Below are 24,169 nucleotides of genomic sequence, written 5' to 3' on the forward strand. Positions count from 1 at the left end.
CGGGTGAGCGGTGCCGCCGCCCGGGACCGACAGCAGGTGGCGCTACGTCAGTTCCGCTCCTCCCCCTCGACGTACGGCGGGATGGTCCAGCGCAGCACCGTGCCACCGGACGGGTCGGCTTCGAGCGTGACCGGGTAGACCTGGCCCCAGCCGCGTTCGCCGTGGTGGCGGACGGAGTGGTCGCCCTGGTCCCATTCGATGCCGAGCACCGGGCAGCCGCCGACCTCGATCGCGCCGACGCGGAGCGGGTGGTCCCAGCCCGCCCGTTGGGCGAGGTAGTGGTCGGTGTGCGGGTCGAGGGCGACGGCGACACCGGTCCCGGACAGGCCACCGCGCCAGGCGGTGAGCTCGGCGGCGCGTGCGGTGGCCTCGGGGAGGGGGAGGTCGAGCCACCCGTGCGGTCCGTCGACGCCGTGCCAGAAGATCCGTTCGCCGCCGAACCGGGCATGGGCGTCGTCCGCGTGGCGGCCCCAGTAGGTGACGTCGGCCAGTCCGTCGGTGGAGTCGCCGTCCAGTCCGGTCCAGGCCTCCAGCCCCAGGGCGTCGCCGATCACCATGCCGCAGCGGTCGACGGGCAGGTCGCCGAGCAGGACCGGCGCGGCCGGGTCGGCGTCGGCGGGCCAGGGGAGGCCCAGTTCGACCTCCAGGGTCGCGATGGCCGGTTCCTCGTCGAACGGTGACGGAGAGGTGGTGGCCCGTACCCGCAGCGGCCGGTCGGCGGCCGCCGGGACGGCGACGGCCTCGCAGTCCCCGTCCCGCAGGTGGCCTCCGCCCACGGCGGCGGCCGCGCGGGCGCGCTCGCCGAGGGGCAGCTCGGTCTCCGGCCAGTAGTCGATCCAGCCGGCCATCCCGAGGACCAGCAGGCCGGACGGCGCGGTGACGGTTCCCAGATCGGTGAAGGGTGCGGGCATGGGCCGATTGTGCCGTTCCGGTACGACATTCCCGACAGCGGGGCCCGGCCACCTCGGCCACGGGAGCCGGGCCCCGCCGGACGGCCCCTAGAGACCGGCGCCGAGCAGGACGCGGTAGACGATCGTGGCACCGTCGGTGCTGACCTCGGTGCAGAGCTCACGGCGGTCGAGCAGCCAGCCGTTCGCCTCGCAGCGCCGCCGGGGCCGCAGCCGGTCGGCGGCCTCCGCCGTCGGTACGCCGGCCGGGCCGGTGAGGTAGCGGGTGCGCCAGCAGGTGGCGCCGCTGCCGTTGCCGCAGTCCTGGCCGGTGCCGAGGATGGTGTAGCCGGGCGGCGGCTCCGGCAGGGCCCGCGCGGCGGGGAGGTCCGCCTCGTGGAAGAACGCGAGCGCCAGCAGCGGGGTGGCGGTCAGGACCAGGGCCAGCTGGGTGTGGAACGCGATGCCGACGGCCCGGGACCAGCCGCGCGGGCGCTCGGCGCGCGGCCCGGCGATCCGCCGGTCCAGCCGCAGTCCGGCCAGCACGGCCAGTTCGGCGAACGGTGTGTAGAGGAGGTACAGCTCGGTCTCGCTCCGCAGCTGCAGGAGGTCGAGCGCCACCACGAGCACCAGCGCCAACCAGAGCACCAGCGCGGCGGCGACGGTGGCCCGCAACGGTGTCGGCCGGGCGCGCAGCAACCAGTGGAGGAGCGGCACCAGCGCGAACAGCACCCCGACGACGGCCCACACGACGACCCGAACTCCCTCACCTGCGAACGGCGGCACCTCGGGGGCGGGGACGCACTGCCGGGGCTGCGCGGTTCCGGTACGACCGGTCGACGCCGGGCCCTGCGCAGGCGCAAGCCGTGCGGTCCCAACGCGAACGGGCCCGGCACCTGTGAGAGGTGCCGGGCCCGTTCGACCGTGGAGCGCCAGGCCCGGGTTGCACGGACTCTTCCCACTGAAAGTGGGACGTACTCTGGTAGTACCGCTGACGCCTGACGAGGAATTCTCTCCCTCGCGACGAGAAGAACACTAGCAGCTCAGAGCCCATGATCCAAAATGGGGGGCCGTCGGGCCGGCCGGCGGGGAGCGGTCAGGCGTCGAACTCGCCGGCGCGGATGGCGGAGACGAGGTCGCGCCATTCGGTGGGGGTGAGTTGGGCGATGGCGTCGGGCGTGAGGTTGCTGCGGACGTAGACGGTGTCGGCGGTGATGGCCACCTCCGGGCAGCTTGAGCCATCGGGGCAAGCTGCCGGGCGCTTCCAGTGGAGTGATTCCACGCCCAGGCCTCCTTCTTGCTGGACAGGCACGGACGGTTCGGCCACTACCCTGCCGGTCGGCAGCGGAAAACCGCCTTCCGCACGGGGAATTCGGGAGCGATGCGATCGGGGGGCTTCGCCATACTGATGGGATGGATCGCGAGTTCGACGTCGAGCAGCCGGGCTTGGACGAGATCGAGCACTGGTTCATCGCGGTGGCGGACGGTCGGGTGAGCCGGGACGAGGCCGACCGTTGGGCCGGGCGGTGGTTCCTCGACGACGGGTTGCGATGGGACGAGCTGTCCCGGTGGGCGCTTCAGTTGCTGTACGGGATCGACCTCCCGGCTGGGCCGGGGGGTTCGTACCTGCACGACGAGGAGCAGGTGCGGGAGTGGCTGGCCGAGTTCCGGCGCCGCCGGGGCCGGTGAGGGTCCCCGCCGGGTTCGGACCCGGCGGGGAGGGGTCAGGCGTCGAACTCGCCGGCGCGGATGGCGGAGACGAGGTCGCGCCATTCGGTGGGGGTGAGTTGGGCGATGGCATCGGGCATGAGGCTGCTGCGGACGTAGACGGCGTGGGAGGTGACTGCTACCTCAGGGCAGTTGTTTCCGTCTCCGCACGCAGCGGGCCTATGCCAGGCGAGTTCATCCATGGTGGTTCCTCTCACAGGGTCTTCACTATGCGGGAGATGAGGTCACGCGAATCGTCCGGGCCGAGTGCTCGATCTCTCATCGCCGCAATGACGTTCTGGTAGTTCTTTAGCTGGTTCACATCAGTCAGGAACGCCGGTGATCCGATGGAGTCGAGCTGCACGGTGTCCAGGCGGTCAACTGGACCCTTTGCGTACATGACTGCTTGACCCGCTCCCTTGAAACCGCCAGCCCGGAACTCCACCACGCGCAGCGTGACATTTGACAGCTCCGACAGCGTCAGGAGCTGTTCGAGCTGTGCGCGGGCCACCGTCGCCCCGCCGAACGTCATCCGGAGGGCGGCTTCGTGAACGATGGCTTCGTAAGGCATGGGCTCCGCGCGGGTGAGGAGCTGTGCCCGACGCATGCGGTTCTCCACTCGCGCCTCGATGTTCAACGGCCTCAAGGGCGGATAGACCTCGCGGAATATCTCCCGAGCGGTGTCCTCGGTCTGCATCAAACCGGGCACGTGGCAGATCTGATAGGTCGAGAGCCCATGTGCGTGGTGTTCGATTTCTGAGATGTCGAGCAGGCCATTGGAGACGAGTCCGCGGTGGGCCTCCCACCAGCCCTCGGACTTGTCTCCTGCCATCGCTGCCAGGGCGTCGACGTACTCGGAGTCGCCTTCCTCATATTCGGACGCGAGGGCGAGTACCCGCTCAGGGGTGATTGCGTACAACCCCTGTTCGATGAGCGTGATCTTCGAGCGGTTCAACCCAAGGACGGCGGCGGCCTCGGCGGTAGTCATGCCAGCGGCGTCGCGCATCTTCCGCAGCTCGATGCCGATCCGCTGCTTGCGTGCGCTCGGGGTGTGGGGCATGTGGCCAAGCATCTAACGCAGTAGTGGCACGAGTCCAGCCATCCTTTTGGGGACATGTTCCAAACCGTGTGGCACATGTCCCATGCCTTGCCCTACAGTCTGTGATGCACCGCTCACCGAACGGATCGTCAGTAACGCCGCTCGGGCACCGAAGAACACCCATGTCCAGTGGGCTCGTTCACGGCGACGCATCCGCCGGTCTCACCCTTTCCCCTCTCGGGAGACCCTGTGCGCAACCTCGACTCCCCCTCCCTGGCCCTGTCCCGCGACGCCCTCCGTCAGGGCATGGCCCGCGCCGGGTGGCCGCCCTCCTCCATCGCCGACGCCGAGCTCGCCATGGTCGAACTCATCGTCAACGCCTGTCGGCACGGCGGGACGTCCTCGCCGGTCGTCCTCATCCTCTTCCTCGCCAACACCCTCCGTGTCGCCGTCGCCGACAGCAGTCCGCGCCTGCCCGAGCCGCAGCCCCTCTCCCTCCTCGCGGAGTCGGGCCGCGGCCTTCAGCTCGTCGCCGGGCTCACCCACCGTTGGGGTGTCGACCCGCAGAAGCTCGGCAAGAGCGTCTGGTTCGAGCTGGACGGTGCCGCGTGAGTGCCCACCGCCCGATCCACCCCGCCGACCCGGCCCTGCTGCATCTCACCGACCGCCAACTCATCGAGCTCATCGTGGAACTCCGCACCGAGAGCCGTGAGTTCGGTCTCCTCTGGCCCTCCGCCGGCCCCGGCGAGACCAACCTCCACGGCCGCCGCCTCGTCTCCCTCGGCAACGTCCCGGCCAGCACCCTCATCAACCTCCTCGCGCTCCTGCGCGAGTTCCGGCGCTGCCGGGACGCCCGCCCCTGAACCGCAGCCGCCTACCGGAACGCCGGCAGGTTGCGCTCGACCCAGGCGCGGAACGGCGCGGCCGGGCGGCCCAACAGCTCCGCCACGTCCGGGCTGACGGCCAACTCCGCCGGGAGCGGGACGCCGAGGACGTCCAGGGTGCCGGTGACGACGTCCTCCGGCATGAACCGGGCCAGGTGCGCGTGGGCCTCCTCGCGGGACAGCTCGACGAAGGCCACCTCTTCTCCCAGCGCCTCGGCGAGGATCGCCGCCTGCTCGCGCGGACTGATCGGCGCCGGACCGGTCAATTCGTACGTACGACCCGCGTGCCCGTCCTCGCGCAGGACGGTCGCTGCCACCGCGGCGATGTCCGCCGGGTCGACGACGGGCAGTGCCACGTCGCCGAAGGGGGCGAGGACGGTCCGCTTCGTCCGTACCGTCTCGGCCCAGGCGAAGGCGTTGGAGGCGAAGCCACCGGGCCGCAGGACGGTGAACTCCCGTCCGGAGGTGCGGACCGCGGCCTCGAACTCCCGGAGGCGAGCGTGCGAGGCGGCGTCCGGCCGGGTGGCGCTGACCTGCGAGGACACCAGGACGATCCGGTCGACCCCGGCGCCCTTTGCGGCCTCCAGCAGGACGTCCGGGCTCTCGCCCCGGCTGTTGAGCTCGCCGCCCAGCAGTAGGAACAGCGCCCGGGACCCTTCGAGGGCGGGCCGCAGGCTCCTGGCGTCGCCGAGGTCGCCCTGCGCCCAGCGGACCCCGGCCGCCCCGGAGGCGGGCTGCGGCTGCCGCGACACGGCGACCACCTGCTCGCCCGCCCCCGCCAGCAGCTCCACCAGCGTCCGTCCGATGTTCCCGGTGGCACCCGTCACGGTGATCATTGCGTCCCCCAGTTTGTGAGTTAGTTGGCTGACTGAGAAGAACGTAGCACGCGCCCACCGGCCGCTGTCTATAGTCAGTCGGGTGACTGACTCAGTGAATCGGCGGGTGCGGGCATCGCAGAAGCGCCAGCGGCTCTCGGCGGCCGCGGCCCGCGTCCTCCACGAGCAGGGGGTCGAACGCACGACCCTCGCCGACATCGCGCGCGAGGCGGACGTCCCGGTCGGGAACGTCTACTACTACTTCAAGACCAAGGACGAGCTGGTCCGCGCCGCGCTGTCCGAGCACCGTGCGCAACTGGACGAACTCGCCGACGGACTCGGCAGGTTGACCGACCCGCGGGACCGTCTCAAGGCGTTGGTCGAGGCCTGGGTCGGGCAGCGCGAGACCGCCGCGCGCTACGGCTGTCCGACCGGCACCCTGGCCGCCGAGCTCGACAAGCGGGCCGACGGCGTCCTGGACGCCGAGGCCGGCGCGGTGATCCGACGCCTGCTCGACTGGGCCGCGGAGCAGTTCCGCGAGCTCGGTCTGCCCGATCCGGACGGCCTGGCGCTCACCCTGGTCGCCGGCTACCAGGGCATGTCGCTGCTGGCCAACGCCCTGCGCGACCCGGAGGTCATGACCCGCGAGGGGGCGCGGTTGTTGCGCTGGCTCGACTCGCTGGAAGCCCCGGAGGGGAATCGCTGACCCTGCCGTCCATCGCCCGGCGATCGGCACCCGGGGCCCCTCGCGGGATCGCGAGGGGGCCTCAGTCGCCGAGCAGCCGGTGGGCGAGGAGGCGCAGCGACGCCTCGACGCGTTCGGGGGAGACCCCCTGGTCGCGGTGGCGGCGGTAGAGCTCCGGGGCGAGCGGCGCCAGCAACTGGTCGGCGAGCACGTCCGGGTCGGGGGCGCCGGCCGCCGCGGCGAGCATCCGGACGTGGGCGCGCCAGAAGCCGTACGCGCCGGTGGCCAGGCGGGCCGGGCCGGTCTCGGCGCCGAGCAGTAGGTGGGAGTGGCGCTCCAGCAGGTGGACCATCGCCGTGTAGAAGGCGCCCAGTCGCTCGGCCGGGGTGGCCGCCGGCTCCGGCCCCAAGGGGCCCTCCCCGCGCAGGAGTCGCTCCTGGATCTCGCGCTCGTGGGCGTCCAGCAGGGCGCGGGCGATCGAGGCGCGGTCGGGGTAGCGGCGGTACAGCGTGCCGCGGCCGACTCCGGCGGCCTTGGCGATGTCGTCCATGGTCACGGTCGACGGGTCGCGGGTGGCGAACAGGTGCTCGGCCGCCTCCAGGACCTTGACTCGGTTGCGGGCGGCATCGGCGCGTTCGACGGGCGACATGGAGGGATCCTAGCAAGTGGACGATGTGTCCACTTGGGGCTAGCATCGGCCTCAGGCAAGTGGACGCCGTGTCCGCTTCGTTCGTCCCGGGGGTACGTCATGCCGCAACTCCTCGCTCTCGACGTCGGCCCGCGCCGTGCATCCCCTTCCCGCCGGAGCGGCGTGCGGAGCGGGTGCGAGGCGCCGGCCGCCCTGGCCGGGGAACGGGGGTGAGGCGGCCGTGTCCTGGCTCCTCCTGCTCGCCGCCGGCCTGGTCGAGGTCGTCTGGTCGCAGAGCATCAAGCCGACCGACGGCTTCACCCGCCCCGGCCCCACCGCCCTGTGCGTGCTGATCGGCGGGCTCTCCGTCTACCTGCTCTCGCGGGCCATGCGCGACCTTCCGGCCGGGCTCGCCTACGCGATGTTCACGGGCATCGGGACGGTCGGCGCCATCGCGCTCGGTACGGCGTTGCGGCACGAAGCGCTCGGCGCGGGCCGGGTGGCGGCGCTGGTGCTGATCGTCGCGGGCCTCGTCCTGGCGCGGCTCACCGCCGCGGACTGAGCGGCCCGGGCTGAGTGGCCCGGGCTGAGTGGCCCGAGCTGGGCGGCTCGGGCCGGGTGGTGGCGGCCGGGGCTGCACTTCAGCCGTGCGCCATCAGCCGTGCGCGATCAGCCGTGTGCGATCAGTTCGCGCGCCATCAGCCGCGGGGCTGGACCGTCGCGGCGAGTGCACCCGGCAGCTCGGCACAGGCGGCGCGCAGGCGCCGTACGAGGTCCTCGCGGGTGTGCCCGGTCGGCTGCGCCACCCAGCCGTCCAGGGCCCGGTGGAACGCGGCGACGAGCATGTCCGTCGCGAGTCGCGCGCGCAGCCCGGCGGTGGGTCGGGTGCCGGCGGTGCCCTCGGGGGTGCCGGGGGTGTCGAGGATCCCGGGGGCTCCGAGGGTGAAGCGCCGATCCATGGCCGACATGGCCTCCCGGGTCGTCCGGTCGCAGAAGGCCAGGCCGTGGGCCTCCATCGAGGGCGTCCGGGCGGCCAGTCGCCGGCTCGCCAGGGCGCGCTCGGTCCAGCCCTCGGCCGGCATCCGCTCGATCGCCGCGGCGAGCGCGTCCTCCAGGAGCTCCATGAGCCGGCGCCCGTCCGCCGGGGTGTTCTCCAGGACGTCGAGGAACGCGGTCCAGAGGTCCTGGGTGGGGGCCATCGCGACGTCTTCCTTGCTGCTGAAGGCGCGGAAGAAGGTCCTCTTGGAGACCTCGACGGTCTCGCACAGCCGGTCCAGCGTCACCGCGTCGAAGCCGTGCTCGCCGAACAGCTCCAGCGCGGTGTCGATCAGCGCCTGACGGGTGCGCAGCTTCTTGCGCTCGCGCAGCGGGAGCCGGGCCTCGGGGGCGTCCGGGGCTCCGGGGGCGTCCGGGGCTTCGGGGCCCGGGGCTTCGGGGCCCGGGGCTTCGGGGCCCGGGGCTTCGGGGGTGTCTGCGGTGTCAGCGGCGTTCGGGGCTTCGGAGGACATCGCGGGTCAGTGTAGTCGGGCCGAAAGTGCCATCTGTAGGCTTATGCCACTCAGTGGCAGAATCTCGGGGAGGATCCTCCATGCGTGCACTCCTGGTCGACCGCTCGGCCCCCGGCGGCCTGCGCCTCGGTACGGCCCCCGATCCCGAACCGGCGCCGCACCAGGCGCTGGTCCGGGTGACCGCGACCTCGCTCAACTACGGCGAGGTCGCCTTCGCCCTCGACTCGGCGCCCGACGGCACCGTCCTCGGCTGGGACGCCGCCGGGATCGTCGAGCGCGCCGCCGCCGACGGCTCCGGCCCCGCCGCCGGGACCCCCGTGGTCACCCTGATGCCCGCCGGCGCCTGGGCCGAACTCCGCGCCGTGGACACCGACGTGATCGGCGTGGCGCCCGCCGGGGCCGACCCCGGCGCGCTCGCCACCGTCCCGGTCGCGGGCAGCAGCGCCCTGCGCGCCCTGCACCGCCTCGGGCCGCTGCTCGGCCGGACCGTCCTGGTCACCGGCGCCACCGGAGGCGTCGGCCGCTACACCGTCCAACTCGCCCGTGCGGCCGGCGCGCACGTGGTGGCGTCCACCGGCTCGCCCGCCGAGAACGGCGACCTGCTGCGAGGCCTCGGCGCCCACCAGGTGATCGCCACCCCCAAGGAGGTCACCGGCCCGGTGGACGGCGTGGTCGACTTCGTCGGCGGGCCCCAACTCGTCGAGGCCTACGCGGCCCTGGGAGAGGGCGGCACCCTGGTCGCCGCCGGCCACAGTGCCGGACAGGGCGAGGACTTCCCGTTCGGCGCGCTCTTCGGCGACCAGTCCCGGCACGACCGCTCGGTGGTGACCTTCTTCCTGCTCGCCTGCACCGGCCTGGGCCGCGACCTCGGCTGGCTCGCCCACCGGGTGGCCGCGGGCGACCTGGACCCCGGCATCACCTGGCGCGGCGGCTGGGACGACGCGGCGGAGGCGGTCGAGGCCCTGCGCGCCGGGCGGCTGCACGGCAAGGCGGTGCTGACCATCGGCTGACCGTCGGCGCCCGAGGTCCACCCGGACGGGTCAGGAGCTCTCGCCGTGGCGCCGGGCGTTGCCAAGCATGGAGGAGGTGCGGGCCCCGGCGAGCGCCGCTGCCCGGCCGTCGGACCACCGACCAGGAGAGGGATCCTCGGTGCGCGAACTCCACAGTCCTCCTCGTCACGGCCGCCCCGGCCACCCCAGGCTGCGCGGGCCCGCGTCGGTCGGCTCGCTGCCCGGTTCCCCGCCCGGCGGTTCGCCGGGCGGTGGTGGCGACCGGGCGGCCGGTGGCTGGACGCCGCAGCGCACGGTCGCGCTGATCGCGGCGGCCGCCGGCGTCGCGGTGCTCGCGGCCTGCGGCAGCAGCGGGTCCTCGGGCGCGGCGGGCGGCTCGCCGTCGGCCACCGCGCCCACCCTCGGCAACTTCTCCGGGGAGCCGCCCTCGGCGATCGCCTCCGCCGCCGAGTCGCTACTGGCCTCGGCGTCGGCCGCGGCCGCCTCGTCCTCGGCGGCCTCCGTGGCGGCCGAGGCCTCCGGCTCCGCGGCGGCGTCCGCCTTCGAGGCGTCCGTCTCGGCGCAGCAGGCGATGGTCCGGGAGAAGGCCGCCGCGGTGCTCGGCACGGTGGAGGACGGCGGCAACGCGCAGGGAGACGTCACCATCACCGGCATCGCGCGGCAGCACACCGGGGGCCTGCACGCCGTGGTGGTCACCATCCAGAACCCGGGGCCCGGCCCGGCGTCCTACGCGGTCCAGGTCGACTTCACCGACACCAGCGGCAAGACCGTGGACAGCTCCGTCGTCGGCGCCGAGAACGTCCCGGCGAACGGCAAGGCCCAGCCAGTGGCCTTCAGCCGCCAGCCGGCCGACCTGACCCTCCTGCCGGTGGTGGTCAAGGCCGTCCGGTACTGACGCCGCCGCCCGCCTGCGGTGGCGCCATCCCGCGCCGCCCGGCCGTACCGGCCGCGGCTACCGGAAGTCCGCCGCGTGGTCCCGCACCCAGGAGCGGACGTCGCGCGGCGGCCGTCCGAGCACCCGCTGCACGGTGTCGGTCACCCGCTCCGGCTCGCGCGTGAACGACTCCCAGGCCCGCAGCCGGGAGTCCACGAACGCCGGGTTCCCCCAAGCCGCGGTGAGCCGTTCGCGGGCCGTCTCCGGCGGCAGTTCCTCCCACCGCACCCGGACGCCCAGCTCCTCGCCGATGATCGCCACCAGCTCGGCGTGCGAGAGCGCCTCCGGCCCGGTGACCACGTACCGGCCGCCGTCGTGCCCCTCCTCGGTGAGCGCCCGCACCGCGACGTCCGCGATGTCCCGCTCGTGCACCAGCGAGCGACGCGCCCGCCCGTACGGCCAGCGGACCACGCCTCCGCGCACCTGCTCGGCCCAGGCGAGCAGGTTCCCCGCGAAGTCGATCGCCCGCACGAAGGTCCAGGCGAGGCCCGAGCGCCGGATCAGCCGTTCGATCTCCTGGTGGAAGATCACCGCCGGTTCGTCGTCCGCGAGGTCGGCCACATCGGCCGAGAGGTACACGACGCGCTCGGCGTGCCGGGCGATCAGCTCGATCACCCGGGGCTCCACGGGCAGGCCGGGCCACATCAGGTAGACGGCCTCCACCCCGTCGGCCAGCGCCGGCTCCAGGCTCTCCGGCGCCGTCAGGTCCCCGGCCACGGCCCGAACCCCCGCGGGCAGCACGGCCTTTGCGGCGTCCCGTACCAGCGCCCGCACCTCGTGGCCGCCTTCGGCCAGTGCGGCCACAACGTGCCTGCCCACACTGCCGGTTGCGCCGATCACCAGAATCTCGGTCATGGCGGGCTGCAACACCGCGCGGGCGGGGCTTATGCCGGGTGGCCGTCCGGCGGACCGGATCGGGCCGCGTCCCGAGGACCGTCGGGCGCGTCGCGCGGTGCACCCGTGGGCGCTACCCTCGCCGGATGCCCGACGAACACCTGCGCCTCACCGTCCTGGGAAGCGCGACGCCGTACCCGAGCGCCGACAACCCCTGCTCCGGCTACCTGGTCTCCGGCGGGGGCGCGCGGGTGTGGGTGGATGCCGGCACCGGCACCCTGGGCCCGCTGCAGCGGTACGCGCGGCTGGACGAGCTGGACGCGATCTGGATCTCGCACCTGCACGCCGACCACTGCGCGGACCTGCTGACCGCCTACTACGGCGCCCTGTACGCGGACGTCCGGCTCCCCGCGCCGATCCCGCTGTACGCCCCGCCCGGGACCGCCGACCGGCTGGCCGGCTTCCTGAGCAACACGGCGCGCCGCAGCCCGATCGAATCCGCCTTCGCCGTACGCGAGTTGACCGACGGCCACCGGGTGCGGGTCGGTCCGCTCACCCTGACCAGCCGGGCGGTGGACCACGGGATGCCGGCGTTCGCCCTCCGGGTGGAGGCCGGGGGCCGGTCGCTGGTCTACTCCGGCGACACGGCCCCGTGCCACTCCCTGGTCGAACTGGCCGCGGACTGCGACCTGTTGCTCTGCGAGGCGGAGGAGCCCGGGCCGGTGAGCGACACCGCCGATCGGGTGCACCACACCGCCGAGCAGGCCGGCGCCACCGCCACGGCGGCCCGCGCCGGCCGCCTGCTGGTCACCCACGTCGGCCGCGCCATGACGCCGGCCGACGCCGTGCGCCGCGCGTCGGGCCACTTCGCGGGCCCGGTCGCGCACGCGGAGCCGGGGGCGGCCTTCACCGTCTGAGGGCCGGCGGTGAGACGGCCGCCGGCCGGGCCCTGGGCGCGGCGGCCCGGCCTGGCCCGGGTGCGCGGTCCGGGCCGGGGCGTGCGGTCCGGGCCGGGTGCTCCTCCGCGGGGGCTCAACCGCCCACGCGCACCACGAACTTGCCCGTGGCGCGGCGGTCCTCCATCGCGTCGTGGGCGGCCGGGACGGCCTCCAGGCCGGGGAGTTCGGTGACCGGGAGCTTCAGACCGCCGTCGGCGAGGAGGTCGAGGACCTTGCGGATGGCACGGGCCAGACGGTCGGGGGCGGTGGCGGCCAGGAAGCGGTGGCTGAAGCCGGTGACGGTCAGGTTGCCGGCCATCAGGCGGCCGAGTGGGGGCAGGTCGGCGACGGCGCCGCCGCCCGCGTTGCCGAACAGGACGATCCGGGCGCCGGGTGCCGCCACGGCGAGGTCGAGCTCCAGGGCCTCGGTGCCCAGCGGGTCGAGCACGAGGTCGACGCCCCGGCCGTCCGTGGCGGTCCGGATCACCCCGGCCAGGGCCTCGTCCAGTGCCCCGGCCGGCGCCTCGCCGCGGGCGAAGGCGTGGTCGTAGCCGGAGGCGATCGCGGCGGCGGCCTTCTCGGGGCGGCCGACGGTGCCGATCAGCCGGCCACCGCCGAGCAACGGGACGAGCTCGGCCACGGCGTGACCGATCCCGCCGCCCGCGGAGTGCACCAGGACGGTGTCCCCGGCGGTGAAGCGGCCGGCGTCGGTCAGCAGCAGCATCGCGGTGGCCAGGCCCAGCGGTACGGCGGCGGCCTCGCGCAGCGCCACCCCGTCCGGGAGCGGCACGGTGAGCGCGGCCTCCGCGACCGCCACCTCCGCGAGCCCCGCGCCGACCGGTGCGCCCACCACCCGGTCGCCCGGGGCCAGGCCGACGACGCCCGCGCCGACCTCCCGGACCGTTCCCGCCACTTCCTTGCCGGGCCGGTACGGCCACTCGGCGCTGTACGCGGCGTCGCCGCGGCGGGTCATCACGTCGACGAAGTTCAGTCCGGCGTAGGCGACGTCGACCGTCACCTGGCCCGCCCCGGGGTGCGGCTCCTCGATCTCCCGGATCTGCGAGTTCTCGGCCCCACCGGGTGCGGTCATCACCAGTGCGCGCATGTCGGTCCCCCTCGACTACGATGTTCGACGAACGGCGAAATTGATCCGAGGCAGTGGTACCACGCCGTTTCCATGGATGTCGAACATCGCAGATCAGGGAGGTCCGACCGTGCCCCGCAGCACCCGCCGCCGACCGGCGCTCACCCACCCCGCCACCGAGGAGATCGACCTCCTCGACATCCTGCACGCGCTCTCCGACCCCACCCGGATGACCATCGTCCGCGTCCTGCGCGCCGAGCCCGAACGGGCCTGCGGCACCTTCCCGGTGGACGTCGCACCCTCCACCCTCAGCCACCACTTCAAGGTGCTGCGCGAATCCGGCCTGATCAGCCAGCGCGAGGAGGCCAACCGCCGCTTCTCCGCGCTGCGCACGGTCGACCTGGAGCGGCGCTTCCCCGGGCTCCTCGACACCGTCCTGGCCGCCTACGGCCGGACGGTGCCCGCACCGGCGCTTGAGGCCGAGGCCGGGCCCGGGGCCGCTCCTGGGTCGGCGCCGGCGCTTGAGGCCGAGCCCGCCTAGACCCGGTCTGCGCCGCGTCGGGCCTCAGGCCGGGCGGGGGAGCGTCGGCGCCGCCGCCCGGTGGCGGCGGTGGTACGAGAGCGTGACGGCGGCCAGCAGCGGGGCCCAGGCGACGGTGGGCAGGTAGAGGAAGCCGACCAGGACGTGGCCCAGTGGGGTCATGTCCGTCCCCGGCAGGGCCCACCACCCGGCGAAGGGCGTCCAGAGCACGGCCAGACCGGCGGCGCCGAGCGAGGCCGCGAGCACCACGGCACGCGGGTTGACCGGACGCCCGCCGACGAACGGGACCCAGCGCGGCGGCGCCGTGCCCCAGGGCCGGACCAGCCCGAGCGTGAGGAGCGCCAGCGCCTCGGTGAACAGGCTCAGGAAGACCGGCCACACCGAGCCCCAGCCGCCGAAACCCATCGCGTGGTAGCCCGCCTCGGTGTACCCGCCGTGCCAGCCCGCCACCAGCCCGAGCCGCCAGAGCCCGGCCGGCAGCGCGGTGACGGCCGCGACGTGGGCCGCGCGCACCGCCCACCGCGGTGGGGCGGGCACGGTCGCGGCGAGGCGGGTGGCCCCGGCGGTCGCGGTGGGGTCGACGGAGGCGGCCGTCGCAGGAGCGGTCTCGGCGGTCTCGGCGGTTTCGGCAGTGGCGCCGGGGGCGGTCTCGGCGGCGGGCTGGGTCAGCGTCATGCCCCCACCCTCGCGCCCGGCCCCGGTCCGCCGCGTCCACCCGGCGAGGGGCTTGACCGGGGGGCCTCCCCCGGGCGGGGGAGCGCCGCGTCACCTTCCCGCATCCTGCTTCCCGCCGGGGCGGTCCGGCAGGGACGGGGCCCGGTCGAACTCAGCGCAGGCGCGAGGAGGACAGGATCGACGCCAGGTGCGCGACCACCATGCCCCAGGTGATCACCGTGATCCCCGCGAGCGTCGCCCGCGTCGCGTCCAGGGTGCCGAGCCCGGCGTCCACCGCGGCCGCCACCAGCAGCACCAGCGAGGCCTCGATGCCGTTCGTCACCCGGTGGATCTTGAAGATCGAGGCGAACCGGCGGGCCGTCGCGATGCCCTGCGAACGCGGCTGGGTCGACTCCTCGTCCGCCGGCGGCTGCCCGCTGCGCGCGCGGGCCACGTCCACCAGGTCCGTCGAAGCCTTCAGCAGCACCACGCCCAGCGCGGCCGCCAGGCCCGCCGACACCCACAGCTCCGAGCCGCCGCGCGCCGCCCGGACGCCCGCCCCGATCATCAGCGCCGCGTCCGCCAGGTAGGCGCCGAGCCGGTCCACGTACACCCCGGCCATGCTGAACTGGCGCTTCCAGCGCGCCACTTCGCCGTCCACGCAGTCGAACAGCAGGAACAGCTGGAACAGCACCGCCGCGAGCACCGCGCCGGTCAGGCCCGGGATCAGCAGGGCCGCACCGCCGCCGACCCCGCACACCACCATCACCCAGGTGAGGGTGTTCGGTGAGACCGAGGTCCGCACCAACTGCCGGGTGGTGCGCAGCGAGAGCGCCCGCATGTACAGCCGGCCCGCCCAGTGCTCACCGTTGCGGCTCTGCAGCTTGGCCTGCGGCTGGCACACCTCGCGCAGCTCGGCGAGCGCCGGAGCAGCCACCATGACGACATCCCTCCACCTGTCCCGTAACGATCAGCACAGGCTACGGCCCCCGGGGAACCCCCCGACCAGCCGGGACGGCAGCTGCGGGCCGGTCCGTACGGGGTCCGCGGACCGGCTGTGCCGCCGGGCCCGTGCGGTGCCCGCCGCGCGGTTCGTGCGGGGTCGGCCGCCCGGCTCGTCCGGTGCCCGCCGCGCGGTTCGTACGCGCGAAAACCGGTGGGCCCCCGGCCGGCCCCGGGCTAGGCTGCGCGGGTTCGCCCGGAACCGGAAGCCCGGGCCCGACCACCACCCGTTCCCCGCAAGCCGGTTGACGCGGTCCGACGCGTCCCGGACGTGGGCGAGGAGCGGGCCCGCAGCAGAACGAGGAGTGCAGATCCATGGCGACCACGGGCGGCCCGTCGCACAGCCCCGATCCCGACCCCGCCGCCGGCCCCGCTGCCGGCCCCGACCTCGCCCGGCTGCTGGCCGACCACCGCCCGCAGGGCCCGGTGGAGACCGCCGACCACGAGCGCGCCCGCCGCCTCCTCGCCGCCGCCGACCCCTGGAACCGCGGTACCTTCCCCCTCCACTTCACCGCCTCCGCGCTGATCGTCCACCCGCCGACCCGCCGCGTCCTGCTGCGCTGGCACGTCCGCCAGCAGGCCTGGCTGCAGGTCGGCGGCCACGGCGACCCGGGGGAGACCGAGCCGCTGCGCATCGCGCTGCGCGAGGGCGTGGAGGAGACCGGCCTGACCGACCTCACCCCGTGGCCCGATGCCGCCCTGGTCCACGTCGCGGTGGTCCCCGTCCCGGCCTCGCCGGTCGAACCCGCCCACGAGCACGCCGACCTGCGCTTCCTCCTGGCCACCGACACCCCGGACCGGGCACGGCCCGAGAACCCGGCCTCCCCGCTGCAGTGGCTCACCGTCGAGGAGGCCGGGCAGCGGACCACCGAGGACAACCTCCGCGAGACCCTCGCCCGCGTCGCCCGCCTGCTCCCGCCCGCCTGAGGCGGCCGATCGCCCGGCCGCCGTCCGCTCCCGCCCGCCTGCCCGACGCCCTTCGCCCTGGAGACCACCGGATGCACACCGACCAGATCCTCATCTTCGACGCCGACGACACCCTCTGGGAGAACAACGTCCTCTTCGAGCGGGTCATCGACGGCTTCCTGGACTGGGTCGCCACCCCGGCCGAGCGGGACCGCACCCGCTCCGTCCTGGACGGCATCGAAGCCGCCAACTCCGCCACCCTCGGCTACGGTGCCGCCGTCTTCCGGCAGAGCCTCGCCGACTGCCTGCGGCAGGTGAGCGGCCGCACCCCCGCCGCGGCGGAGCTCGCCCGGATCGACGAGCTCCTCACCCCGCTGACCACCCGGCAGGTCGAGCTGATCCCCGGCGTCGCCGACACCCTCACCGCCCTCGCCGACCGCCACCACCTGCTGCTGCTCACCAAGGGCGACCGTGACGAGCAGCAGGGCAAGGTGACGGCGTCCACCATCGACCACCACTTCCGGGGCGTCCACATCGTGGCCGAGAAGTCCGCCGACACCTACCGGAAGCTGACCGCCGACCTCGGCCTCGACCCCGGCCGGACCTGGATGATCGGCAACTCGCCCAAGTCCGACGTCGCCCCCGCCCGCCGGGCCGGCCTGCGCACCGTCTACATCCCGCACGAGCACACCTGGGTGCTGGAGCACGAGGAACTCGGTCCGGACGCGGCGACGCTGCAGCTCGGGGCCTTCCCCGAACTGCTGCGCCACTTCTGAGCCGGCCGACTCCCGGACCACCTGGCGTCCGGACCACCCGGTGCCCGGGCAACCCGGCTCCCGGACAACCCGCTGCCCGGGCAACCCGACTCCCGGACTACACGGAGAGGACGGCCGCCGGAGTCTGCGGCGCCCCGTCCCGGTACAGCCAGGCCCGCTCGGCGGCCGACCACGCGCTCGTCGTCAGCAGGTAGAGCGCGGCGGCCACCGGCACCAGCAGGGCGAACAGCACCGACCCGAACGACAGGTACGGCAGCACTCCCGCCCCCGGCTGCGGGGTGGGCTGCGCCGCCGCCGCACGCCGGGCCCGGCGGTAGTTGACGTACCCGACCGCCGCCAGCCCCGCGTACAGCAGCCCGAACACCGCCAGCTGCCCGGCGCCGTGCGCACCGCCGACGTGCAAGCCCAGCGGCACGCCGAACAGGGTGTGGTCGAGCAGGTCGTTCGGGGTGGTGAACAGCCGGTACATCACCGAGAAGAACGGGATCTGCACCAGCAGCGGCAGACACCCCGCGAACGGCGACACCTGCTCCTCGCGGTACATCTCGGCCAGCGCCTCCTGCAACTTCTCCGGGCGCTTCTCGTGCTTCTTCCTCAGCGCGGCGACCTTCGGCGCGAGCACGGCCCGCGCCTTCTCCCCGCGCGCCGCCGCCCGCGCCAGCGGGTGCAGCGCGAGCCGGACGGCGACGGTGAACAGGACGATCGCCAGCGCGGTCGGCAGGACGTGGGCGATGGTGGCGACGACGGCGTGCGCGACGGCGACGGCCGGGTCGAGAACGGCGAGAACGGACATGGTGGAGCGAGCCCTCCGGGGTCTCAAGGCATGAGTGGTCGGCGGAGGACGGCCGCGAAGGCGAACGGAACGACGAAGGGCTTACGCGGCCGCCGGGGCCGCCCCGGGCGCCCTGGGGCGTCGCCTGCCCCGGGCATCCGGATCACGCTGCGGAAGGAACGCCGTACGGAACGCCCGACGCCGCAGCACCCCGCTGCGCACCGCCGCCGGCGCCCGCGCCCCCAGGAGCCGAGCCCCCGCCAGCGCCCCGGCGACCGCCCCGGCCACCAGCGCCACGGCCGCCACGGCCGCGACGGACGCCAACGTCCCGCTCTCGCCCACCAGGTCCCCGGTCAACACCCGGAGCAGCCCCAGCAACATCGACACAACGGCCACGGCCCACTCCCTCCTCGGTGTCCCACCGGCTCCCGGACGTACAGCAGGACGATCCTACGACCCACCGGGTTCCCCCACCCCGGAGATCCCCGTCACACCCCATCCCTGGCGTACACCCACACCCGCGTGCCGCCGCCCGCCTCCGAAATCCACCGTCATCCACGACCCGGGCCCCCACTCCCCTCCGCCGGATGCTCCACCCGATCCCGCAGCCAGTACAGTCCGCCCACGCCGGCCCCCACCAGCACCACCAGCAGCACCCACCGCCGCTTCCCCGTCATTGCGCCTGCCTCCCCGGGGCGCGAACAGTCGGTGTTCGAACGTAGCGGACGGGAGGCGGCGGGGAGGGGGGTTTCGCGGGCGTGGGCGGGGGTGTAGCCATCGGTGCTACGCGGGGCTACGGTGGAGGCATGAAGACGATTACCCAGCGGGAGTTCCGGAACAACTCCGCCGCGGTGATGGACGCGGTGGAGGCGGGGGAGACCTTCCACATCACCAGGAACGGGGTCGAGGTCGCGGAGCTGCGGCCGGTGTCCGGGCGGCGGCGGCTCACGGCGGAGGAGCTGGTGGCGCGGCACGTGAAGCTGCCGCGGGTGGACTACCAGCAGATGCGCAAGGAGGCCGAGGAGGACTTCGGGCCCGAGGAGCTGGTGGGGGACGAGGGCGACGACCCGTTCGAGCGGCGGCGTGGCTGAGCGCCGCAGGGCGTCCCGGCGGCGGCCCGCCGGGGTGCTGGACACCTGTGTCTACATCGACCTGGCGCTGCTCAACCCGGCGGACCTGCCGGCCGTGCCGGAGCTGACCGCGATCACCTTCGCGGAGCTGCAGCAGGGCGTGTCGATGGCCCGTGACCCGGCCAGCCGGGCGGCCCGGCTGGAGGTGCTGGGGGCGGCGATGGCCGACTTCGACCCGCTGCCGTTCGACGCGGCCGCCGCCGCCCGCTACGGGACGCTGGTGACGCTGACCATCGCGGCGGGGCGGCAGCCGCGGCCGCGGCGGATCGACCTGATGATCGCCGCCGTGGCCTCCGCGCACGGGCTGCCGCTGTACACCCGCAACGTCGCGGACTTCCGGGGCCTGGGTTCGGCCGTGGAAGTCATCGGGGTGTGAGGGCGGCGGTGCCCTCCCGTTCGACCCGGTCGGCCAGGGCGGCCGCGTACCGCAGGGCCTGCCGCCGGCTCCGGCCGCGCAGCAGGACGGTGTTGTGCTCGCCGCCCTTGCCGCGGTCCGGTCCTGCGGCGGCGCCGACGGCCCAGCGCGGGCGGTCGGCGAGCCGGAGGACCAGCCAGCGCAGGCCGGAGTTCAGGCCGACGAGGACGGCGTAGAGGGCGAAGAGGAGGATCCCCTCGACACCGGAGCCGTTCAGCTCGGGGGCGGGGAGGGGGTCGTAGCCGTTCAGCGGCTTGCGGGTGGCCCGGAAGCGTCCGAGCCACACCACGGCGATCCGTACGGGCACCCCGTCCGGCCCGGTGACGTCGAGGTAGCCGATCGACCCGGTCCGCCGGCCCTCGGCCCAGGCCTGCCGTTCGCCGGCGATGGCGGCGAGGTGCGCGCGCTCCCGGTCCTCGGTCTCCCGGACCTTCTGGCGCTTCTCGAACTGCTCGGTCCAGGCCCGTTCGCGCTTCTTCTGCTCGGCGGACCACGCCCGTTCGCGCTCACGGCGCTCGTCCGCGCTGATCTGCCGCCCCCGCTGACTGTTCATCCGGTCATCGTAGGAGTCGAGTCGGCGGTGGCGGCAGGGGTGGGACGGGTCCCGTCGGACGGCGTTCCGGTCGGCTGAGCCTCCGTCAGGCCAGGCGGACCGTCGTTCCGGTGGCGGCCGAGGCGCGGGCGGCCTCCAGGACGGTGAGGGTGGCCACCGCGTCGCGCGGGTCGACCGGGGGCGGGGTGCCCGGGACGGTCAGGGCGGCGACGATGCCCGCGTAGTAGGCCGGGTAGTCGCCCGGGTCGGTCGGCAGGGAGATCGCGGACTCGTCGCTGCCGACGGTGCCGTAGGACGAGGGCTCGTCGGCGCCCCACGGGCGGGTGCCGTCGGGGCGCAGACCCGCCCGGAGGTCGGCCTCCTGCGGGTCCATGCCGGGCTTCACGTAACCGGCGGCGTCGCCGAGGACCCGCAGCCGGGGCCCGATCAGCGGGGTGATGGCGCTGGTCCACAGGTGCGAGCGGGTGCCGGAGGCGTGGGTGAGGGCGAGGAAGGCGTCGTCGTCCACGACCGCGCCGTCACGCCGCACGTCGATCTCCGCGTACACCGTCTCGACCGGCCCGAACAGGGTGAGCGCCTGGTCGACCAGGTGGCTGCCCAGGTCGTACAGCGTGCCGCCGACCTCCGCCGGGTCGGCCAGCTCGCGCCAGCCGGCCTTCGGCTTGGGCCGGAAGCGCTCGAAGCGGGACTCGAAGCGGTGCACCCGGCCGAGGGCGCCGCCGCGCACCAGGCGGGAGGCGGTGAGGAAGTCGCCGTCCCAGCGCCGGTTCTGGAAGACGGAGAGCAGGACGCCCCGCTCCTCGGCGAGCGCGCACAGCTCCTGCGCCTCGGCGGCGGTGCCGGCCAGCGGCTTGTCGACCACGGTGGCCAGCCCGGCCCGCAGGGCGGCGCGGGCGAGCGGGGCGTGGGTGCGGTTGGGCGAGGCGATGACGACCAGGTCGAGCGCGTCCGGGTCGGCGAGCAGCTGTTCGGGGGTGTCGACGGCGCGGGCGTCGGGGTGTTCGCGGGCCAGCTGCTCGCGGCGCTCGGGGTTGGCGGTGACCACGGCGTCCAGCCGCAGCCCCGGCGTGGTGGCGATCAGCGGCGCGTGGAAGGCGGAGCCGGCCAGGCCGTAGCCGATCAGGCCGACGCGCAGCGCCCGGTCGGGGAGCGGCCGGTCGGGGAGGGAGCGGGAGGTCTGCGGGTTCATGCGGCCTACTCAATCACGAGGCGCCCGGTTGCTCCCGGTTTGCAGGGTGGGCGGTCGGCCGGGGCGGTGGCGGGCCGGTCCGGTGCCGTGGCGGGTCGGTCGGGTGCGGTGGCGGGTCGGTCCGGTGCGGGACCGTTCCGGTGGGCGGGACGTGCTGCCGTCGGCCAGGTGTGCGGATTAGGCTGTGCCGCGTCAGGGCCCTCGCATGACCCAAGACGTTGCAACACTCCGGGAGACACGCACGTGGCAGACCGCAAGCCCATTGAGTCCTGGCTGACCGACATGGACGGGGTCCTCATCCACGAGGGCACGCCTATCCCCGGCGCGGAGGAGTTCCTGCGCCGGCTGCGGGAGTCCGGCAAGCCCTTCCTGGTCCTCACCAACAACTCGATCTACACCCCGCGCGACCTCAGCGCGCGCCTGGCCGGGATGGGCCTGGAGGTGCCGGAGGAGTGCATCTGGACCTCCGCCCTGGCCACCGCGAAGTTCCTCAAGAGCCAGCGCCCCAACGGCACCGCCTACGTGATCGGCGAGGCCGGCCTCACCACCGCGCTGTACCAGGCCGGTTACGTCCTGACCGACAACAACCCCGACTACGTGGTCCTCGGCGAGACCCGCACCTACTCCTTCGAGGCGCTCACCAAGGCGATCCGCCTGATCAACCAGGGCGCCCGGTTCATCTGCACCAACCCGGACGAGACCGGCCCCTCCCCCGAGGGCGTGCTGCCGGCCACCGGCTCGGTCGCGGCCCTGATCACCAAGGCGACCGGCGTCGAACCGTACTTCGTCGGCAAGCCCAACCCGCTGATGATGCGCGAGGCGCTGAACACCGCCGGCGCCCACTCCGAGACCGCCGTGATGATCGGCGACCGGATGGACACCGACATCGTCGCGGGCATGGAGGCCGGCATGGAGACCATCCTGGTGCTCACCGGCCTGACCTCCGCCACCGACGTGGAGCGCTTCCCGTACCGGCCGACCCGCGTGGTCAAGTCGATCGCGGACCTGGTCGAGCTGGTCTAGCCTCGGCGGTGCTGTCGTGGGCCCCGTTCCGGCCGGTCGCCGGGGCGGGGCCCGCTTCGTACGTTTCGGTGCGGTGGGCGGGGAGGCGGGCGCGGATGGGTACGGCGGGGGAACCGGCGGAGCCGGGCGGGGCGGAGTCGGGAAGGGCGGAGTCGGGAGGGCCGGATCCGGGGGCGGAGTCGAGAGGGGCGGAGCCGGGAGGGACGGAGGAGAAGCGGGTCACCTGGGCGGAGCTCTACTTCGACCTGGTCTTCGTCTTCGCGATCACCCAGGTCTCCGGCCTGCTGCACCACCACCACGACGCGATCGGGCTGGTCCGGGCGCTGGTGGTGTTCGTGCCGGTGTACTGGTGCTGGGTCGGCACCACCGTGCAGGCCAACATCCGGGACGTGGACAACGTACGGGACCGCCTGGGCATCCTGCTGGTCGGCCTGACCGGCCTGTTCATGGCGCTCGCGATCCCCGGGGCGTACGGCCGGCGGGGCGTGCTGCTCGGCGGAGCGTACTGGCTGGCCCGGGTGGTGCTGCTGCTCCTGCTGGCCCGCGTCCCGGGCGTCTGGCGCGGACCGTACGGGGTGGGCGTGCTGGTCAGCGGCCCGCTGCTGGTGGCGGGCGGGCTGCTCCCGGACGGGCCGCGCCTCGCGCTGTGGGCGACGGCCGCGCTCTGCGACCTGGCCGCGCCGCTGGTGTTCCGGCGGCGGCTCGCGAAGGTCGCCTACCACCCGGCACACATGCCGGAGCGGTTCGCGCTGTTCCTGCTGGTCGCGCTCGGCGAGTCGATCGTCGGGATCGGCGGCACGGCGGCCTCCGCCCGCCTGGACGCGGCCGAACTCGCCGCCGTGGCCGTGGCGTTCACCATCTCGGCGGGCCTGTGGTGGCAGTACTTCGTGTACGCGGCGGACGCCATGCGGCACGCGGTGGTGGTCACCGGCTCGCGCCGGGACATGGTCCGGCGGATCTTCCAGTACGGGCACCTGGCGCTGGTCGCCGGGGTGATCGGGGTGGCGGTCGGCTTCGGGGAGACGGTCGCGGACCCGTGGCGGGCACTCGGCCCGGGATCGGTGACGCTGCTCTACGGCGGGTGCGGGCTGTACCTGCTGACCTTCGGGTACACGCGCTGGATGATGTTCCGCCAGGTCGCGACGACCCGGATCGCCGCGGCGGTGGTGGTGCTGGCGCTGCTGCCCGCGATGGTGCGCCTCCCGGCGCTGGTGGTGCTGGTCACGCTGGCGGTGCTGCTGGTGGCGCTCAACGGGCTGGAACACCTCCGGGTCGAACGCGCCGCCCGGTCCGCCCGCGCCGCGCGCTCCGCCGGGGCCTCCGCTCCCGCTTCCCCGCCTGCCTCCGCTCCTGTGGAGTGAGTTGTCGGTGGGGCTGTGTAGCGTTCGGGGTGAAAGAGGGCGTGCGGCGCAGCAGCCGCAGTGTGGGAGGTGGATGTCGTGACGGACACGGTCGAGGCGGGCGTGGTCGAGGCCGGCGCGGGCGGCGGGCTGGAGCTGCCCGAGTCCTGGCGCGAGGTGCTGGGCGCCGAGACGGAGAAGCCGTACTTCGCCGAGCTGGCGGCCTTCGTGGCGGCCCAGCGCGCGGAGCACGAGGTGTTCCCGCCGAGTGGCCAGGAGTTCGCCGCGCTGGAGGCCACTCCGTACGACAAGGTCCGGGTGCTCGTGCTCGGCCAGGACCCGTACCACGACAACGGCCAGGCGCACGGCATGAGCTTCTCGGTGCTGCCCGGCACCAAGACGCCGCCGTCGCTGCGCAACATCTTCAAGGAGCTCGACGCCGACCTGGGCGTCCCGGCCCCGGACAACGGCTACCTGATGCACTGGGCGGAGCAGGGCGTGCTGCTGCTCAACGCGGTGCTCACGGTCCGCGCGCACGAGGCCAACTCGCACAAGGCGAAGGGCTGGGAGAAGTTCACCGACGCGGTGATCAAGGCGGTGAGCGAGCGCGAGGAGCCGGTGGTCTTCGTGCTGTGGGGCAACTACGCGAAGAAGAAGCTGCCGCTGATCGACACGGAGAAGCACGTGGTGGTGCAGGGTGCGCACCCGTCGCCGCTGTCCGCCAAGCTGTTCTTCGGCAGCCGGCCGTTCTCGCAGATCAACGCCGCGCTGGAAGGCTTCGGCGGTGAGCCGATCGACTGGCAGGTGCCGAACCTGAAGCAGGACTGAACGGCCGCCCCGGGAGGGGTGTGAGTTCGGGGTGGCCGTGGGCCGGGCGGGGTCGATCTCCCGTTCGCCCACGGCCACTCGTCGTTC

At 74.2% G+C, this 24,169-nt stretch carries 32 protein-coding genes; 16 read left to right on the forward strand and 16 right to left on the reverse strand.

Annotated elements, in window-relative coordinates:
• Positions 1–47 precede the first annotated feature (47 nt).
• The 3 genes from ACIRD3_RS23135 to ACIRD3_RS23145 all read right to left on the reverse strand — a co-directional run bounded on the left by ACIRD3_RS23135 (position 48) and on the right by ACIRD3_RS23145 (position 2,109).
• Positions 48–911 carry a hypothetical protein gene (locus tag ACIRD3_RS23135; RefSeq protein WP_402219704.1) on the reverse strand — a complete coding sequence of 288 codons (864 nt, stop codon included), beginning with the start codon at positions 909–911 and terminating at the stop codon, positions 48–50.
• A gap of 87 nt (positions 912–998) precedes the next feature.
• Positions 999–1,637: a hypothetical protein gene (locus tag ACIRD3_RS23140; RefSeq protein WP_402219706.1), complete on the reverse strand. Its 639-nt coding sequence runs from the start codon at positions 1,635–1,637 to the stop codon at positions 999–1,001.
• Positions 1,638–1,983: 346 nt separating this feature from the next.
• On the reverse strand, positions 1,984–2,109 hold the full coding sequence (locus tag ACIRD3_RS23145) for a hypothetical protein (RefSeq protein WP_402219709.1): 126 nt from the start codon (positions 2,107–2,109) through the stop codon (positions 1,984–1,986).
• A gap of 191 nt (positions 2,110–2,300) precedes the next feature.
• Here ACIRD3_RS23145 and ACIRD3_RS23150 point away from each other — a divergent pair, with 191 nt between their 5' ends.
• Entirely contained in the window at positions 2,301–2,576 is a 276-nt protein-coding gene (locus ACIRD3_RS23150) for a hypothetical protein (protein ID WP_402219711.1), read from the forward strand.
• A 35-nt stretch (positions 2,577–2,611) separates the two neighbouring features.
• On the opposite strand, the gene ACIRD3_RS23155 is transcribed toward ACIRD3_RS23150, so the two are convergent.
• Positions 2,612–2,797: a DUF397 domain-containing protein gene (locus ACIRD3_RS23155; RefSeq protein WP_402219714.1), complete on the reverse strand. Its 186-nt coding sequence runs from the start codon at positions 2,795–2,797 to the stop codon at positions 2,612–2,614.
• 11 nt (positions 2,798–2,808) lie between these two features.
• Entirely contained in the window at positions 2,809–3,654 is an 846-nt protein-coding gene (locus ACIRD3_RS23160) for a Scr1 family TA system antitoxin-like transcriptional regulator (protein WP_402219716.1), read from the reverse strand.
• Positions 3,655–3,882: 228 nt separating this feature from the next.
• Here ACIRD3_RS23160 and ACIRD3_RS23165 point away from each other — a divergent pair, with 228 nt between their 5' ends.
• Positions 3,883–4,245 carry an ATP-binding protein gene (locus ACIRD3_RS23165; protein WP_402219719.1) on the forward strand — a complete coding sequence of 121 codons (363 nt, stop codon included), beginning with the start codon at positions 3,883–3,885 and terminating at the stop codon, positions 4,243–4,245.
• Complete coding sequence (locus ACIRD3_RS23170) at positions 4,242–4,496, forward strand: hypothetical protein (RefSeq protein ID WP_402219721.1); 255 nt, start codon at positions 4,242–4,244, stop codon at positions 4,494–4,496. Before ACIRD3_RS23165 ends, ACIRD3_RS23170 begins: the two co-directional genes overlap by 4 nt.
• An 11-nt stretch (positions 4,497–4,507) precedes the next feature.
• Here the strand turns inward: ACIRD3_RS23170 and ACIRD3_RS23175 are convergent, their stop codons facing one another.
• Positions 4,508–5,353, reverse strand: coding sequence for an NAD(P)H-binding protein (locus ACIRD3_RS23175; protein ID WP_402219723.1), 846 nt, complete (start codon positions 5,351–5,353; stop codon positions 4,508–4,510).
• An 82-nt stretch (positions 5,354–5,435) separates the two neighbouring features.
• On the opposite strand from ACIRD3_RS23175, the gene ACIRD3_RS23180 reads away from it, so the two are divergent.
• A complete protein-coding gene (locus ACIRD3_RS23180) occupies positions 5,436–6,038 on the forward strand; it encodes a TetR/AcrR family transcriptional regulator (RefSeq protein ID WP_402219726.1) in 603 nt (200 codons plus the stop codon).
• Positions 6,039–6,099: 61 nt separating this feature from the next.
• Here the strand turns inward: ACIRD3_RS23180 and ACIRD3_RS23185 are convergent, their stop codons facing one another.
• On the reverse strand, positions 6,100–6,666 hold the full coding sequence (locus tag ACIRD3_RS23185) for a TetR/AcrR family transcriptional regulator (RefSeq protein WP_402219729.1): 567 nt from the start codon (positions 6,664–6,666) through the stop codon (positions 6,100–6,102).
• A gap of 220 nt (positions 6,667–6,886) precedes the next feature.
• Between ACIRD3_RS23185 and ACIRD3_RS23190 the strand changes: the two genes are divergently transcribed.
• Positions 6,887–7,207: a DMT family transporter gene (locus ACIRD3_RS23190; protein WP_402219731.1), complete on the forward strand. Its 321-nt coding sequence runs from the start codon at positions 6,887–6,889 to the stop codon at positions 7,205–7,207.
• 136 nt (positions 7,208–7,343) lie between these two features.
• Here ACIRD3_RS23190 and ACIRD3_RS23195 read toward each other — a convergent pair whose 3' ends face one another.
• Positions 7,344–8,153: a TetR/AcrR family transcriptional regulator gene (locus ACIRD3_RS23195; RefSeq protein WP_402219733.1), complete on the reverse strand. Its 810-nt coding sequence runs from the start codon at positions 8,151–8,153 to the stop codon at positions 7,344–7,346.
• Between the two features lie 80 nt (positions 8,154–8,233).
• On the opposite strand from ACIRD3_RS23195, the gene ACIRD3_RS23200 reads away from it, so the two are divergent.
• Both ACIRD3_RS23200 and ACIRD3_RS23205 read left to right on the forward strand, forming a co-directional pair.
• Positions 8,234–9,163: a zinc-binding dehydrogenase gene (locus ACIRD3_RS23200; protein ID WP_402219736.1), complete on the forward strand. Its 930-nt coding sequence runs from the start codon at positions 8,234–8,236 to the stop codon at positions 9,161–9,163.
• 139 nt (positions 9,164–9,302) lie between these two features.
• Positions 9,303–10,058 (forward strand): hypothetical protein, encoded by a 756-nt coding sequence (locus ACIRD3_RS23205; protein WP_402219738.1) that lies wholly within the window; start codon positions 9,303–9,305, stop codon positions 10,056–10,058.
• 57 nt (positions 10,059–10,115) lie between these two features.
• Here ACIRD3_RS23205 and ACIRD3_RS23210 read toward each other — a convergent pair whose 3' ends face one another.
• Positions 10,116–10,952, reverse strand: a complete 837-nt coding sequence (locus tag ACIRD3_RS23210) for an NmrA family NAD(P)-binding protein (protein ID WP_402219741.1) — start codon at positions 10,950–10,952, stop codon at positions 10,116–10,118.
• 125 nt (positions 10,953–11,077) lie between these two features.
• Here ACIRD3_RS23210 and ACIRD3_RS23215 point away from each other — a divergent pair, with 125 nt between their 5' ends.
• Positions 11,078–11,848: an MBL fold metallo-hydrolase gene (locus tag ACIRD3_RS23215; RefSeq protein ID WP_402219744.1), complete on the forward strand. Its 771-nt coding sequence runs from the start codon at positions 11,078–11,080 to the stop codon at positions 11,846–11,848.
• 115 nt (positions 11,849–11,963) lie between these two features.
• Here the strand turns inward: ACIRD3_RS23215 and ACIRD3_RS23220 are convergent, their stop codons facing one another.
• Complete coding sequence (locus tag ACIRD3_RS23220; protein ID WP_402219747.1) at positions 11,964–12,974, reverse strand: zinc-binding alcohol dehydrogenase family protein; 1,011 nt, start codon at positions 12,972–12,974, stop codon at positions 11,964–11,966.
• Between the two features lie 109 nt (positions 12,975–13,083).
• Between ACIRD3_RS23220 and ACIRD3_RS23225 the strand changes: the two genes are divergently transcribed.
• On the forward strand, positions 13,084–13,494 hold the full coding sequence (locus ACIRD3_RS23225; RefSeq protein WP_402219749.1) for an ArsR/SmtB family transcription factor: 411 nt from the start codon (positions 13,084–13,086) through the stop codon (positions 13,492–13,494).
• Positions 13,495–13,518: 24 nt separating this feature from the next.
• Here ACIRD3_RS23225 and ACIRD3_RS23230 read toward each other — a convergent pair whose 3' ends face one another.
• Positions 13,519–14,169: a hypothetical protein gene (locus ACIRD3_RS23230; protein WP_402219751.1), complete on the reverse strand. Its 651-nt coding sequence runs from the start codon at positions 14,167–14,169 to the stop codon at positions 13,519–13,521.
• A gap of 151 nt (positions 14,170–14,320) precedes the next feature.
• On the reverse strand, positions 14,321–15,088 hold the full coding sequence (locus tag ACIRD3_RS23235; RefSeq protein WP_402219752.1) for a CDP-alcohol phosphatidyltransferase family protein: 768 nt from the start codon (positions 15,086–15,088) through the stop codon (positions 14,321–14,323).
• Positions 15,089–15,465: 377 nt separating this feature from the next.
• Here ACIRD3_RS23235 and ACIRD3_RS23240 point away from each other — a divergent pair, with 377 nt between their 5' ends.
• Positions 15,466–16,077 carry an NUDIX hydrolase gene (locus ACIRD3_RS23240; protein WP_402219755.1) on the forward strand — a complete coding sequence of 204 codons (612 nt, stop codon included), beginning with the start codon at positions 15,466–15,468 and terminating at the stop codon, positions 16,075–16,077.
• 71 nt (positions 16,078–16,148) lie between these two features.
• Positions 16,149–16,832, forward strand: coding sequence for an HAD family hydrolase (locus ACIRD3_RS23245; protein WP_402219758.1), 684 nt, complete (start codon positions 16,149–16,151; stop codon positions 16,830–16,832).
• A 97-nt stretch (positions 16,833–16,929) separates the two neighbouring features.
• Here the strand turns inward: ACIRD3_RS23245 and ACIRD3_RS23250 are convergent, their stop codons facing one another.
• Positions 16,930–17,625: a YidC/Oxa1 family membrane protein insertase gene (locus ACIRD3_RS23250; RefSeq protein ID WP_402219761.1), complete on the reverse strand. Its 696-nt coding sequence runs from the start codon at positions 17,623–17,625 to the stop codon at positions 16,930–16,932.
• An 81-nt stretch (positions 17,626–17,706) separates the two neighbouring features.
• Positions 17,707–18,000 (reverse strand): DUF6412 domain-containing protein, encoded by a 294-nt coding sequence (locus tag ACIRD3_RS23255; RefSeq protein WP_402219762.1) that lies wholly within the window; start codon positions 17,998–18,000, stop codon positions 17,707–17,709.
• Positions 18,001–18,410: 410 nt separating this feature from the next.
• Here ACIRD3_RS23255 and ACIRD3_RS23260 point away from each other — a divergent pair, with 410 nt between their 5' ends.
• On the forward strand, positions 18,411–18,695 hold the full coding sequence (locus tag ACIRD3_RS23260) for a type II toxin-antitoxin system Phd/YefM family antitoxin (RefSeq protein WP_402219765.1): 285 nt from the start codon (positions 18,411–18,413) through the stop codon (positions 18,693–18,695).
• On the forward strand, positions 18,688–19,110 hold the full coding sequence (locus tag ACIRD3_RS23265) for a type II toxin-antitoxin system VapC family toxin (RefSeq protein ID WP_402219768.1): 423 nt from the start codon (positions 18,688–18,690) through the stop codon (positions 19,108–19,110). The genes ACIRD3_RS23260 and ACIRD3_RS23265 overlap by 8 nt, the downstream gene beginning before the upstream one ends.
• Here ACIRD3_RS23265 and ACIRD3_RS23270 read toward each other — a convergent pair.
• Together ACIRD3_RS23270 and ACIRD3_RS23275 are read right to left on the reverse strand one after the other, a co-directional pair.
• The gene (locus tag ACIRD3_RS23270; RefSeq protein ID WP_402219771.1) at positions 19,097–19,702 is read right to left on the reverse strand and encodes a hypothetical protein; all 606 of its coding nucleotides are present in this window, start codon (positions 19,700–19,702) and stop codon (positions 19,097–19,099) included. The two genes, ACIRD3_RS23265 and ACIRD3_RS23270, sit on opposite strands and share 14 nt — an antisense overlap.
• A gap of 85 nt (positions 19,703–19,787) precedes the next feature.
• A complete protein-coding gene (locus ACIRD3_RS23275) occupies positions 19,788–20,891 on the reverse strand; it encodes a Gfo/Idh/MocA family oxidoreductase (protein WP_402219772.1) in 1,104 nt (367 codons plus the stop codon).
• 243 nt (positions 20,892–21,134) lie between these two features.
• Here ACIRD3_RS23275 and ACIRD3_RS23280 point away from each other — a divergent pair, with 243 nt between their 5' ends.
• The 3 genes from ACIRD3_RS23280 (at position 21,135) to ACIRD3_RS23290 (ending at position 24,082) form a co-directional block, all read left to right on the forward strand.
• Positions 21,135–21,914, forward strand: coding sequence for an HAD-IIA family hydrolase (locus ACIRD3_RS23280; protein WP_402219775.1), 780 nt, complete (start codon positions 21,135–21,137; stop codon positions 21,912–21,914).
• Between the two features lie 95 nt (positions 21,915–22,009).
• On the forward strand, positions 22,010–23,275 hold the full coding sequence (locus ACIRD3_RS23285) for a low temperature requirement protein A (protein WP_402219777.1): 1,266 nt from the start codon (positions 22,010–22,012) through the stop codon (positions 23,273–23,275).
• 78 nt (positions 23,276–23,353) lie between these two features.
• Entirely contained in the window at positions 23,354–24,082 is a 729-nt protein-coding gene (locus ACIRD3_RS23290) for a uracil-DNA glycosylase (protein ID WP_402219779.1), read from the forward strand.
• Positions 24,083–24,169 lie beyond the last annotated feature (87 nt).

This window comes from Kitasatospora sp. NPDC093550 (genome assembly GCF_044764985.1).
GTDB lineage: Bacteria > Actinomycetota > Actinomycetes > Streptomycetales > Streptomycetaceae > Kitasatospora.